A 13,668-nucleotide genomic window follows, 5' to 3' on the forward strand; every position below is an offset into this window, starting at 1 on the left:
TAATTTCGTTTTGTTGTCCTGTATTCAGGTTACAGCTTAGAGCGCGCTCTAATGCAACCTTTCATTTGGTGTGCTAAGATTGGGCAATGGAGAACTTACTAACAATTCAGGAAATGTCCCGTCTTACGGGACTGTCGGCACATACGCTGCGGTATTACGAGAAGGAAGGGATGCTGGAGAATGTGGCGCGGAATGAACAGGGCTATCGGGTATATTCGGAGGCTGATGTCTCTTGGGTACAATTCCTCGTTATTTTGCGGGAGCTGGATATTCCGATCCGTGAAATGAAGCGGTATTCCAATCTGCGCAGTCAAGGGCCATCTACCGTCTATGAGCGGCGGCTTATGCTGGAAGCCCACCAGAGCAGGGTTGAGCAGCAGATGCATAAGCTTGGTGAGAATCTGGACAAGGTCGCCAGTAAGATTAGGTATTACAAAGAAATGGAGAACGAGGTTCGAAAATGACTTAGAGGAATGTCAAATACACTTGTAGCGTTAAAACGCTACAAGTGTATAAATGAAGTTAAAGGACTCTGTGAACCCGTATCTTATTCGTTAACAAACGGGAGCTCCAGTTGTATGGAAATTCAGGCGATATAGTGTTAGTGTGGATTCCTTGGTTTCCTTATTCCTGCTTGGTTCCAGTGTAGACATGTACTGCATCCCGCAGGAACCCGGCCAGTCCAGGACGGCGTTTGTCGTAATAGGCGGTAAAGCGTTCATCATCGACATACATCTGCGCTACCCCTGCGTGAGCTTCCTTGGTGTAGGTATCCCAGTAGAAGCTAAGCCACTGGCGGTGCAGATCAGCTGCCTTCTGCGCAAGCTCACCCGCCGAATCTCCGTCCTCCATTGCCCGCTCCAGCGAAGCGAACATGTCTGCTTCAAGCTGCTGGATGGCAGCATACTGCTCCTCGGTCATGTTCTTCAGCTTGCGGTTCGACTTCTCTACGGCGTCTTCGCCGTACTTCTCCCGTATCTCCTGCCCGTACTTCTGCTCGTTATTGTCAATCAGCTTCTGCTTAAAGCCTGCGAATTTCTCATCATTGCTCATTATGATTCTCCCTTCTGTGTGTGCAAGTGTCTGCTCGACGTTCGCGATCAGCTGGTCCAGCTGCTGTCTCCGCTGAAGCAGCTTGTCATGGTGCTCGCGCAGCGCGCGGGCTCCATCGAAGGAAGGTGATGTGACAATCTCCCTGATTCCCTCCAGGCTTAAGCCCAGCTCCCGGTAAAACAGAATCTGCTGCAGCCGGTCCACCTCGGCCTGGCCGTAGATGCGGTATCCCGAGGTATTCTGGCCGGCTTCAGAATCCCGAATTCATCGTAATACCGCAGTGTCCGCGTGCTGATTCCCGCGAGTGCTCCCAGCTTCTGAACAGTGTACTCCATTGTCATTTCAGCCTCCAACTCTGTCTTGGCGTATACAGCATGGACGTGCTCTAGCGTCCCCGCCGTGTAAGCTGCTGCTTACAAAAACTACTCTACACCTTCACGTAACGGCAATGTCAAATCCTAATTTTAGGATAACCCGAGGGCTGGCCGGATAACCTCCCAAACAGCTAACAGCTAACAACTAACAACTAACAGCAAACAGCAAACAGCGGCAGTCTCCGTAGCTGCTGCTAGGAAACTGCCGCTGTCGGGCAGAGCATGCGAGATGTCTATTTCTTGCCGACCTGGGCGGCGAAATACGCCTGCAGTTCCGCTAGCTTCCGGGGATCGGCCAGAGCATCTTCAGCAGGGAAGTAATGCTCGGCCACAAGCTCCCAGGTGGGAACGATCTTCTGGGAGGTCATGGCTTTGATGGCGATCTTGACGGTCTTGCGTTCTCTGGCGTTGGAGAAGGTGTCGATATAGTGCTGAGAGCGCCCGAAATCGAGTTCATTGAAGACCGCACGGAAAATATCGGCCGTCATCTTGGCATCGTCCAGCGCGCGGTGTGCAGAGCCTGAAGGCTCAAGGCCGAACAGGGCCATAGCGCCTTCAACGCTGATGTCATTGCTTAGGCCGCGGGCGCGGAGCACGCCTTTGAGCAGATCAAAGTAGGTCGCTTCCATCCAGTAGGCATCATCGATTTTGTGCATCCGCACGTCCTGGATGATCCGTTTCATATCCTCGCCGCCCCAAGTCAGCAGCAGCACGCCGTCCGTGCTCTGATCAAGCCAGGCTCTGAAGGCGGCTATCACCTTCGGGAACCGGTCGGCGACATCGATATCCTCTTGGGGGATGCCGGTTTTTTTCTTGATAAAGGAATTGAGGGTGGAGAAGTATATGGGTTTGATTAAGGCAGAGAACTCGCCCTTATATTGCAATGAAGCGTCTAGACGGACAGCTCCGATCTCAATGACCTCCATAGGGTGCTCACTGGCAAATTTGCGGCCGTTGAATTCGATGTCCAGAATAATATAATCCACAGGTAATGCCTCCGTTTCAGTGACTGGCGCCGGATTGCCCGTAATTGCGCCGACATTTCTATTTTAACAAAAAAAGTGCTTGTGTGGGGAATTCGGCGGTGAAATGGCAGATTGATGCAGGAACGGCGGCAATTCGGTGTCGAATAGCTTAATAGCAGGTAATCTATTGGATCGGCGGTTCGGCCTGTGCCGGAAAAAGTACGCTAGCGAGGTGGCGGGCCTATTGTTGTGAAGGGAGTCAGCTGCTGCCAGCGGCTCTTGTAAAAAGGAGGAAATTAATATGACAGCTAAAGAATGGCTGGCAGACCATATCTGCGATCTCGAGGAACTACTGCTGAGCAATGAAGTGCGTACGAATCCTGAAGCGGTGTCACTGCTGATCGCAGATGATTACACTGAATTCGGAAGTTCAGGCAGGGTATGGCGGAAACAGGATCAGGTTGGTGAAGGGGGCGCAGGCGAGGTACGGATGACCTTGAGTAACTTTGAACTTCATACATTGTCTGAGGATAATGTACTTGCGACCTACCGGACCTTCAACGAAGAGTCCGGTATGCATTGCCTGCGCAGTTCAATCTGGAAATTCCGCGATGGACGCTGGCAGATGTTTTTTCATCAAGGAACACCGGCCCATGAAATTTAACGCGGATACTACGTATAACAGCATAAAAGTTGCATTATTATGCATTTTTTTATGAAAATTTTGGGTATTGTATCTTTGTTTGTAATTTTATATATAGGTAAAGCAGGAGAATAGTCATAATACGTCGAATTTCTACCTTATGCAGTAGGCAGGAAGAGAGGTATGTATGATGAAGAACAAGCTGAAATCGAATTTGCAGATGCTGCAGAATGCTTACTCTTCTTTATGCGGATTGACGGTTATGATAACTAATCAAGCGGACGAACGGTTAACTGAGCCTTCCGGAATGACTGATATGGTTGGCTTATTATTAGGTTATCAGAGTAACTCCACTGAAGATACCATAATGAAAATTATCGAAAAAGTACGGGGCATTTCCAAGCCGATTATATATGAAACCATCTCAGGGTTTAAGCTTCTGGTGGCCCCCGTGCAAATTAGAGAACAAACGCCATATTATATTCTTGCAGGTGTTTGGATTGATGGAAGTACTAAAGAATTGATTACCGGCAAAATAAAAGAAACGATCACTCCGGAAGAATGGCAGCATTGGATTCGCGCCCTTGATAGGGTTGAAGTATATGACAAACAAAATATTGATAATTTCTTCATTCAACTGGAAGCGCTTGCAGACACAGTGGCGGCTTTACTCGAGTGTGAGCAGAATGGAAATAATTCTTCGAATAATCTGCAGCTGCTGAATCTCGTACATCTGCTGGATTCAGGAAGCCTAAGCTGGATACAAGGTGTGCTGGGCATATTTGTACGTGTGCTGGGACTTGAATTTGCGGGGTACGCCAGTAATGTTACGAATAGTGAACAATTTACTGTAATTGAAACAACCGGGATTCATGGGGATAATCTGCTATTTAGATCTTCCTTTTATGTAGGGGAAGGCTTTTTGGGGCAGGTAGGGCTCTCCAGGCAGATGGGGTATTGGGAGAAGGTCGACCGTGACCCGCGGGTTTCTTTTTTTACTTCAAAGGGAATTAAGCCAAAAGTGATCATCTGTTATCCCATAAAGTATAAAAATAAGCTGTTCGGGCTGTTGTTTGGCGGAGATTCCTTAAGGCAGGAAATATCGGAAGAGCAGGCGGATATGGGTATGCTGATAGCCCAGCAATTCTCATCTACCGTATATCATATGGATAACGAAGCAGAATACGAACGGCGAAGAATGCGGATTGATGCCTTTCTCGAAATCACCCAGACAATGGTCTCCATCCATAACAGGGAGAACTTCCTGCAAATGGTTATGGAAACCGTACAGCAGCAGGTTCAGAGTTCTTTTATTTGTTTGTTATTGCACCTGCCGGATGGTGAAAGAATGGAAATATACACAGCCTCGACTGCTCCTAGTGAACAATATAACGTTTATGCTTCCGATGTTGAAACAACCTATTTTGGAGACGGGGTACCTATCGTTAATATGCTGCGCAGACCTATACAGCGGGAATGGAGGGGAAGGGAATTAATAGAATTCCCGTTGGCCTTTGAGCAGAGACTGCTGGGGCTGATCACGGTCCAATTTAATAATGAAAGTCATCATAAGGAATTTACTACATTTCTTCGGGGAACCTCTGGTTTGGTAGTCACTAAGCTGCTAGGGGTTTCAAAAGAAATCCTATCTGATAAAAAGGATATTCTAAAATTGCTTCTGGATACATTGCTCATGTGGAGACCGGAATCCTATAATAAGGGAATCCTGGTAAAGGAACTTGCGCAGGGCCTGCTACAAGAGTTGAATCGTCCCGCTGAAGAGGTGGAATGGATAGGACAGGCCAGTCTGCTCAGCGAATATGATCCGGAACTGCTGGCTTTGTATGTCGGGGATATCCCGGCTGTAAAGCTGCTGCGTCAATTGCAGCGCTACAGGTCGGGCCAGACTAGAGAGGATGAAGTAAGAGACAACTCCTATACCTTCCTGGGAAAAGCGTTGCTGATGGTTCACTTGTATATCGAGCACGGGGAGAAAGAATGGAAGGAATTCCTTCCTATTCCGATAGATGACCCTATCCTGCGATCGGTAGAACATTATTTGTCTGTCCAGTCTACATCGCCTATCTCTCTATCTCCCCTAGACAGCAAAGGCAGTCTGACCTCAAGGGAAGAGGGAATTCTGAAACTTGTCTTACTGGGATTCAATAACAAGGAAATTGCTGAGAAACTCTTTATTAGTACACATACCGTTAAGAATCATATCACTAAAATATACGAAAAGCTTGGTGTTAACGGCCGGGCCCAGGCGATTTCTCAAATGTATAATTCCTCCTTAACCTATACTTTGAAAAAGCAATGATACCGCATCATAGGGTATCATTGCTTTTTTTTATCCCTAGGAGAGGGAAAATATTCCTGAAATAAACAGGAATATTTTGTCGAAGAACAGGAACTAGTGATGATAGGCACAAGGACCTATATAGGGGATAATGTAAGAGAAATATTTCACAATGTAAACCATTTTGAGCAAAGGAGTTTTCCCCATGAAGAACATAGGGGGATTTCACAATGGAATTAAATATATGCAGCGAAGTACAGTTGGATGAATTGTGAAAGTGAAAACAAAGAGAAATCACTAAAGGGAGTGTTTCATTTGAAATTAACGATCCGTACAAAGTTGTTGGGAAGTTTTCTGGGTATTGTAGCTTTGCTTCTATTGATTAGTGGATTGTCGATTGTGAAGATGGGGCAAATGAATAGCAATTCTGTCGAAATGCGCAGTTATAACTTTCCGGCACTGGTCCAAATGGAGAATATCCGCACAGATCTCTATAAACTACGCGGGGATTTGATGAAGATTATACTGGAGACGCGTACGGCAGAGTTCAGTAAAATACAGACAGCTATTCAAGAAGACCAGGCTAAGCTTGCTACCAGTATTAAATCCTATGGAGCGCTTGACCTGAATGAAGATCAAAGGTCATCCCTGGAGATCATCAAGCAAAGTGTGGAGAAGTATAATGCAATTGTTCCGGACGTTGTTGATATGGGAATGAGAAACGATAATGTTAATGCCTATCAAACCATGCTTGATTCAGTAGCTGATCTGCAAAAGGCGCAGGATACAGCGAATCTTGCCGCTGAGAATGTAATAACAGGAGCAAATAACACAATTGAAGCCAGTGTAGACAGCTATAATTCCGGAAGAACTACCATCCTTATCTTTGCTTTTCTGGCGACAGCGATTGCTATCGCGCTGGCTTTAATTATCTCTCAAGGAATCGTGGGCCCCGTATCCAAGCTTCTAGCTGTCATGATGAAAATGGCGGGCGGCGACCTCAGGGATCAAGTTACGATCAAAAGCCGTGATGAATTCAGCAAGCTTGCCGCGGCTACTAATGAAATGATATCCAACTTAAAAAAATTAATCGGAAATACCGCAGAATCTGCTCAGAATGTGGCTGCTTCCTCTGAGGAAATATCGGCAACCACCGAACAAATTGCCAGCGGCAGTCAGTCACAGGCTCAGGCCGCGCAGAACATCAATCAGCTGATTCAGGATCTGCTCAGAGGCATTGACGAGGTTGCGAAGAATGCGGAGCAGGTGTCGGAACTATCCATACTGACACGTCAAGGCGCCGAAGAGGGAAGTAACGCCGTACGGAATTCCAGTTTGGGCATGAATAATCTGTCGGAGAAGATGGAGCTGCTGGAGCAGGACTCCCAAAAAATTGGTGAAATTATTGAAGTGATTGATGAAATCGCCGAGCAGACCAATCTGCTTGCCCTAAATGCAGCCATTGAAGCAGCGCGTGCCGGAGAGCAGGGCAGAGGTTTTGCCGTTGTGGCCGATGAGGTCCGCAAGCTGGCGGAACGAAGCAGTGAAGCCACCAAACAAATTGCCTCTATTATCCGGGGAATGCAGAAGAATACGGTACTGAGTGTTCAAGCTGTGAGCGAGGTCTCGGTGCTGTCAGACCGGACAGAGGTGCTGATCAATGGCATCGTATCCCGTGTAAATGAGACGAACCAACAAATTGCCGGTATTGCGGCAGCATGTGAGGAACAGGCGGCGCAGACGAGCGAGGTATTAGTATCTATTGGGACTGTGGCTGCGGGAAGTCAGCAATCTGCAGCAGCAGCGCAGGAAACAGCCGCTTCCTCACAAATGCTCGCCACTCTGGCGGATGAGCTGAATGGCGCTGTAGCAGCCTTCAAGCTGTAAGGAGGAGAAGCCATGCTCACAGCGGAATCTGAACAATACATCGTATCCCGGCTGGGAGGCGAGAAGCATGCCATCAATATCCGGGATATTGATGAAATTATCAAGATGGAGCATATCACGGGAGTGCCTAACAGCAAGCCATTCATCAAGGGAGTCATTAATCTGCGCGGCAGGATTGTACCGGTGATTAGTATGTGTAGAAGATTTGGTATTCCTGAAACACCTGTAAAGGCACAGTCACGAATTATTGTGGTGCGATATAAGCAAGAGGCTATGGGCATTATTGTAGATGCTGTGGAGAAGGTGACTTCATTTCAGGAAATCGAGTCTCCCTTAGAATCCCATGAGTCAGATGGAGCGCAATACATGGATGGAATCGGGCAAAGTTCTGAAGGTTTAATTAGTATACTGAACATCGAGCGCTTGTTTGGTGAAGGGTGACGCTTAAAGGAGGGCTTAGAAGATGAATGAGTATCATAATTCCGCATACTTGGGAGTATTTCTGGATGAAATGCACGAGCAGCTACAATACTTGGATGAATCCTTATTAGTGCTGGAAAGTTCAGGCTGTCAGGATACCATCATCCAAAAAATATTCAGGGCGGCACATACCTTAAAAGGATCTTCGGCAGTAATGGGATTTAAGCAGCTTAACGGGTTGACGCATCAGATGGAAAGTGTGTTTGATCTGATCCGTGGCGGGCAGCTGGAGGTATCTCCTGAATTACTGAATATCCTGTTTGACTGTATAGACTTCATTAAGCAGCTGCGCCATTCCATCCTGGGTGGGGTGATGGAGGAAGGAGATACTTCAGACCTGATGAGCCGGTTGGAAGAAGTCAGGGTTTCGGCTGCAGTTGGAGCCGCGACACGTGAACCCGAGGCACGCCCACCCTCACCTGCCCTGCATATTGTGTTTAATGATGTCCACAGGAAACAAATACAGGAAGCCCTGGATAGCGGTTCAGAGGTAATGGCGATTCATGTGCAGTTGGCTGAAGAAGAATCGATGAAATATGTTCGCGCCAAGCTCGCGGAAATCAATCTGATGGAGCAGGGGGAAATTGCTGTCTGCTTCCCTGAGCTGGAGATGATTGAAAAGGATGAAATGTTTGCCGGAGCCATCGTTTATATACTGATTACCAGACAAATGCAGCAAGACATTATGGCCAGTCTGAAGCAAATCTCCCAAATAGACTCTGTGCATGTGGAATATATTACAAATCTGAATCTCAATACTTTTGTAGAAGGGAAAGTTGTGCCCCGAGTCGAAAAGGATAAAGATCACCAAAAGGGTACACTTAAAGCAAAGGAAATAACAGGGGTACCTGAAACTAAGTTACAGGTGGCGCAAACGGTTCGTGTAGACGTAGAACGTCTGGAGGGTCTGCTCAATCTGGTAGGTGAATTGATCATTGATAATACAAGGCTGCACAGCATTAGCGTCAAATTAGGCGAGCAGCTCAAAAATAATAGCGATATCAATGTACTGAATGACATTGCCAATCATTTGAACATGGTTATTTCTGATCTTCAGGAAGGCATGATGAAAACGCGGATGCTGCCGATAGAGCATTTATTCGGCCGATTTCCGCGGATGATTCGTGATCTGGCGCAAAAGTCGGGTAAAAGTATTGAACTCGTCATTGAAGGCAAAGAGACTGAGCTGGACCGCACCCTCATTGAGGTGATAAGTGACCCGCTCATACATATTCTGCGGAATTCCGCTGATCATGGACTGGAGGCTCCGGAAGAACGTGCCGCCATGGGGAAACCACGCAAAGGTACCATAGTACTCCGGGCAAGTCATCAAGGGAATATGATCGTGATTACTATCGCTGATGACGGCAGGGGGATTGATGCCCATAAAGTAAAGGAAATGGCGGTCCGCAAAGGATTTGCTTCAGCTGAAGAGGTTGCCCACATGAGCGAAAAGGAGCTGGTTCTTCTTATATTCCGTTCAGGTGTATCGACAGCACAGCAAGTTTCAGATCTGTCCGGCCGCGGGGTTGGAATGGATATTGTGAAATCGCATATTGAGAAATTGAATGGCGTCATTGATATTGAAACGACACCGAATGAAGGAACCGTAGTTACGATAAAGGTTCCCTTGACCCTTGCGATTATCCGCTCCTTGCTCATTAAGCTGGGGACTAGCACTTTTGCAGTCCCGTTAGTAAATGTTATTGAAATTTTTAGGCTGAAAACATCTGATATTCTTACGGTACAAGGGAAAGAAGTATGTAAATTCCGCAATCAGGTGCTTCCGCTTGTCCGCCTGCACAGCAGGCTGCAGGTAGAGGAGGCGCAGGATGCCGCCCAAGACCGCTTGTTCGTTGTCATTGTCGGATTGGCAGATAAACGAGTCTGTCTGATCGTTGACCAAACGATTGGAAATCAGGAGATTGTAATCAAATCACTGGGTAATTATATCGGCAATGTGTCTTATATCGCCGGTTCGACTATTCTTGGAGACGGTCATGTAGCGCACATCCTGGATGTAGGCTCTATTGCTCGTGAAGCAGGTTCTTCCTATGAATCCATTCTGCTGTCTGAAGCCGCTGAAGGCGCAAAGCTGGATGAGGAAAACGGGAAATATGTAACCTTCAGGCTGTCGGAAATGCATTTTGCCATTCCAATCAGGAAGATGAAAGAAATTGTACCGGTACCGGAGATTCATCCGCTTGCTTCAGCTTCCTCCCATGTCCTGGGAATGATTAATTTACGCGGATTGTTATTTCCGGTATATGATATACGACTCCGGTTAGGTATGAGCACACACGACCGATCTTCGAGCTCTCGAATATTGATCTGTGAAGTATCTGGGCATGAGGTGGGGCTCCTGGTGGATGAAGTATCAGAGGTTCGACCGCTTCCCAAAGCACATCTGGATGAGACACCGGATCACGTACTGCGGAAATCCGAAATGCTGGAGGGCATTTATAAAAATGATCAGCAGTTCATTCATTTATTGAATTTAGAAAAGCTGATCAATCTGGAACCTAAAAGAAAAGAGGTGGGATGATTGATGGAGAATTCTTTACAGGGAAAGATACAACTGCTGAAGTGGAATAAAGACGTGACCTTAAAGAATGTCGATGAGTTCCGCGTGACGATTCTGAAGCTTATAGAAGGTGACTCTGCCGGGCTTATCCTTGAGCTCACTGATGTATCCTACCTGAACAGCGCTGGACTAGGTGTAATAGCAGATGCTGTGCTGACCGCAGGACGTATGGGCAAGGAACTCGTTATTGCGGGTGTACAATCCACCGTGGGTGAAATATTTGAAATTGTACATTTCAGTACACTCATGAAGATATTCGCGGACCTTAATGACGCTTATGATTATTTAAATGGTGTACGGAATGAATAGCGTCTCAGGAAGAACATATGGTCAAATTCTGGTTATTTATAGACGTAATGATATAGCCCTTGCCATAGATATTACCAGGAAAATTGCTCAAATCTCAGGATTTTCTGAGCATGAGTCGATCCTGCTTCAGCTGGTAACCGAAGAGGCCTGCACGAATGCATTTGAGCATGGGAGTTCTTCAGATATATGCAGATTCAGAATTTCCTGGCTGGTTGAATCGGACATCATGGAGATTAAGGTTTGTCAAAATGGCCCATCCTTTGAATTGCATAATGGAGAGGTCTTCCCGGTCGGACTGCATGGCAGGGGATTGATGCTCATTCATGGCATTATGGATGATGTAAGATTGATCTCCGAAGGTGCCTATGTGACACTCTACATGTGTAAGAAAAGGAGAGTGACATGAACAACAGATGGTTATACCGGTTGAGAGAATGGTCTGTCAAAAACAGATTTTTTCTTATTCTAGTCATAATAGTTATTTTGAATTTGTATAATTTTTTTTTCGTTGATAAAGTGTTCAGTTATGAATTTAGGGTCAGCCTTGTGACCCAATTTTTTATTCTTACCTCACTGATTATCTTACATAGCCAGTATGATAGGAGTACAAAGAAACTGAGGGACAGTGAGCAGCGGTATGAATCGTTATTTCTGTACAACAATGCAGGAATATACGTAGTGGATCTAAAGGGTTCAATCATCAGTGTAAGTCCTAATCTTCTTAATAATCTCGGATATTCAGAGGCGGAAATCAAGAACACCCCGTTTATCCATTTATTTCTACCGGAGGATGTACCGTTAATTCAGCAGACCTTTCAGAACATCACGAACGGTAGTATTCTTTCAACTTCACGAAAATTGCAGTTGATTAATAAGAGCGGAGAGACACACATCTTTGATTTATCCAGTGTTGCTCTCATGGCCGACGGAGAAATTCAGGGAGTTATCGGTTTTGCCAAGGATATTACAGAATTTGAAAGAATGCAGGAAAAGCTGGGGGTAGTACAGACCCAGCTGAATAATATTATGAGAAGTATTGATATTATTTTATGGTCCTATGATGTGACTCAGGATAAATTACTGACCATCTCACCAGCAAGTGAAAAGGTCTTCGGTTATACTCCGGAGGAGTATTATCAGTATCCCTATTTATGGTCGGCGCAGGTCTATGAGAAGGACAAGGATATGGTCGGTGCCAGAATAGCCGCCGCCGCCGCCGGGGAAACCTTTCAAAAGAATCTGGAATATCGCATTGTCCATTCAAGCGGGGAAACCCGCTGGGTTGAAAGCCGGCTATTTCCTTTTTATGCTACAAAAAATGATTCGGTTATTATGAATGGAGTTATATTGGATATTACCCATAAGAAGTTGATTGAGCAAAGTATTCGAATTGATCTGGACTTGGCCAGACAGGTACAAAAAAGCGTTCTTAGTCAGCCGATCTATACACAATCATTTGCCATTGATGCCAGATACGTTCCTTCACAGAACCTGGGGGGCGATATGTATGCCTGGTACCGGATAACTGAACACCGTTACGGCATTCTGATTATGGATGTAATGGGTCATGGGGTATCTTCGGCACTCATTTGTATGTCTATACGTTCACTGCTCAGAGGGATCATTCAAACCAGTACGAGCCCGGAAGAAGTAATTGAAGATTTGAACAATCATATGAATAAGCTGTTTAGTGAGTCAATGACAGCTGCCAATTTCTATTTCACAGCCATATATTTGATCGTGGACACAGAGACTAGTTCCATTGAATATATCAACGCGGGTCATCCCAGCGGTTTGCTAATCGACAGCAGCGGGCAAGTATTCCATTTGAAATCATCCTGTCTTCCTATTGGACTTATTCCCCGCTTGAATGTGAAGAAACAAACGATTCAATATACAGGTAAGTCCAGAATCCTTCTGTATACTGACGGCCTAATCGAGAGACCCGGCCAGATGCTGAAGGAACAGATTAATCTGATCATAAATGAAATGAAACAAACGATATCGGAGCCGATTGCCGGAGTACTGGACAAGCTGCTTGTATCCGGTAATGATAGCAGTCTCGCCGGATCGGATGAACTGGATGATGTCTGCCTGATTTACATGGAGATTGGCAGTGAAACAGGATCTAATCCAGGATCACATGCCCTTGCCCAAGCGTAATTTCAACAAAACCAGCCATCTGGCGGGCTTGATAGCGGATGGGCTTGTCACTGGCCATCAGAAGGATGTTGCGGATGTCAGAGTGGCCTTCGGAGGGCAGGGCAAAAGCCTTGATATAGGCGAACTGTTCGCCAAGCGTAGTATGAATGGCGTCCATCAGCCGGTTGTTGTCGCTGCGGCCCATCAGGTTCATGATTACAGAACCGCGGCGCTGTAGCTTCTGGCGGGTAAGGCTGAAGAACCCGCTGGAGATTAAATGCTGCGGAGTTCCTTCGGAGGTGAACGCATCCAGAATGATGTAATCATAGGTATGATCCTGCTCGCTCTCCAGCAGGGTGCGTCCGTCTCCAACCCGCACATTATTTCCGGTATAGCCGAAGTATTGTCTACTCAGTTCAACTACCTCAGGATTCACCTCAGCGATTGTGAATCGCTTCTCCGCATAGTACCCGGCAATCGTTCCGATCCCGTGCCCGATGACAAATACATCCTCGAAAAACGGTTCATTGCACTCCATCAGATGGATGATCGCCCGCGGATATTCAAAGACGATACGACGCGGATGCGTAAGGTCAAGCGCACCTTGAATCGCCTCGCCTGAGAACTGCAGCACTCGGAAGCGTCCTTTCTCGCCATATAGTTCTGTCGTATCATATACCTGGATTTCCTGATGATCTGTTGTCGAATGGAATAGTGGATGCAAGCGGATCAGACTCCTTACACAGATGAGATTCGTTCATATTCATTCGGCGTGACACCGACAACCTTCTTGAACAATTTATTGAAATAGGCGGGGGCGGGATAGCTGACATCGGTGCCGATTTCATGGATTTTGGGGTCTGGGGCATTCTTCAGCAGCAGCTTGACCACTGCTTAGGGCAGAAGCTAAGGAGGAAGATAACAGCTCTTCC

12 protein-coding genes and 1 pseudogene are annotated in these 13,668 nt (G+C 46.4%); 9 read left to right on the plus strand and 4 right to left on the minus strand.

The genetic code is table 11. The annotated features are described in order from the left end of the window. Positions 1-86 precede the first annotated feature (86 nt). A complete protein-coding gene (locus tag R50912_RS04225) occupies positions 87-464 on the plus strand; it encodes a MerR family transcriptional regulator (RefSeq protein ID WP_042232664.1) in 378 nt (125 codons plus the stop codon). 160 nt (positions 465-624) lie between these two features. Here the strand turns inward: R50912_RS04225 and R50912_RS04230 are convergent. Then, a pseudogene (locus R50912_RS04230) lies at positions 625-1,388 on the minus strand (MerR family transcriptional regulator). Between the two features lie 272 nt (positions 1,389-1,660). Next, entirely contained in the window at positions 1,661-2,413 is a 753-nt protein-coding gene (locus R50912_RS04235; RefSeq protein WP_039310164.1) for a 3'-5' exonuclease, read from the minus strand. A 280-nt stretch (positions 2,414-2,693) separates the two neighbouring features. Here R50912_RS04235 and R50912_RS04240 point away from each other — a divergent pair, with 280 nt between their 5' ends. The 8 genes from R50912_RS04240 to R50912_RS33065 all read left to right on the plus strand — a co-directional run bounded on the left by R50912_RS04240 (position 2,694) and on the right by R50912_RS33065 (position 12,757). Beyond that, a complete protein-coding gene (locus R50912_RS04240; protein WP_042232666.1) occupies positions 2,694-3,056 on the plus strand; it encodes a nuclear transport factor 2 family protein in 363 nt (120 codons plus the stop codon). A gap of 166 nt (positions 3,057-3,222) precedes the next feature. Further along, positions 3,223-5,355: a helix-turn-helix domain-containing protein gene (locus R50912_RS33060; RefSeq protein ID WP_052415975.1), complete on the plus strand. Its 2,133-nt coding sequence runs from the start codon at positions 3,223-3,225 to the stop codon at positions 5,353-5,355. A 294-nt stretch (positions 5,356-5,649) separates the two neighbouring features. After that, complete coding sequence (locus R50912_RS04250; RefSeq protein WP_197073034.1) at positions 5,650-7,221, plus strand: methyl-accepting chemotaxis protein; 1,572 nt, start codon at positions 5,650-5,652, stop codon at positions 7,219-7,221. 12 nt (positions 7,222-7,233) lie between these two features. After that, positions 7,234-7,662 carry a chemotaxis protein CheW gene (locus R50912_RS04255; protein ID WP_042232670.1) on the plus strand — a complete coding sequence of 143 codons (429 nt, stop codon included), beginning with the start codon at positions 7,234-7,236 and terminating at the stop codon, positions 7,660-7,662. A gap of 22 nt (positions 7,663-7,684) precedes the next feature. Then, positions 7,685-10,246 carry a chemotaxis protein CheW gene (locus tag R50912_RS04260; RefSeq protein ID WP_042232672.1) on the plus strand — a complete coding sequence of 854 codons (2,562 nt, stop codon included), beginning with the start codon at positions 7,685-7,687 and terminating at the stop codon, positions 10,244-10,246. Between the two features lie 3 nt (positions 10,247-10,249). After that, on the plus strand, positions 10,250-10,594 hold the full coding sequence (locus R50912_RS04265; protein ID WP_042241535.1) for an STAS domain-containing protein: 345 nt from the start codon (positions 10,250-10,252) through the stop codon (positions 10,592-10,594). Next, positions 10,587-11,000, plus strand: coding sequence for an ATP-binding protein (locus R50912_RS04270; RefSeq protein ID WP_042232673.1), 414 nt, complete (start codon positions 10,587-10,589; stop codon positions 10,998-11,000). The genes R50912_RS04265 and R50912_RS04270 overlap by 8 nt, the downstream gene beginning before the upstream one ends. After that, positions 10,997-12,757, plus strand: coding sequence for a SpoIIE family protein phosphatase (locus tag R50912_RS33065; RefSeq protein ID WP_052415978.1), 1,761 nt, complete (start codon positions 10,997-10,999; stop codon positions 12,755-12,757). Before R50912_RS04270 ends, R50912_RS33065 begins: the two co-directional genes overlap by 4 nt. Here R50912_RS33065 and R50912_RS04280 read toward each other — a convergent pair. Together R50912_RS04280 and R50912_RS34715 are read right to left on the minus strand one after the other, a co-directional pair. Next, complete coding sequence (locus tag R50912_RS04280; RefSeq protein WP_042232675.1) at positions 12,723-13,460, minus strand: spermidine synthase; 738 nt, start codon at positions 13,458-13,460, stop codon at positions 12,723-12,725. The two genes, R50912_RS33065 and R50912_RS04280, sit on opposite strands and share 35 nt — an antisense overlap. A 14-nt stretch (positions 13,461-13,474) precedes the next feature. Beyond that, entirely contained in the window at positions 13,475-13,627 is a 153-nt protein-coding gene (locus R50912_RS34715; protein ID WP_156122931.1) for a hypothetical protein, read from the minus strand. Positions 13,628-13,668: the final 41 nt, after the last annotated feature.

Origin of the sequence: Paenibacillus sp. FSL R5-0912 (assembly GCF_000758605.1) — a bacterium.
GTDB lineage: Bacteria > Bacillota > Bacilli > Paenibacillales > Paenibacillaceae > Paenibacillus_AQ.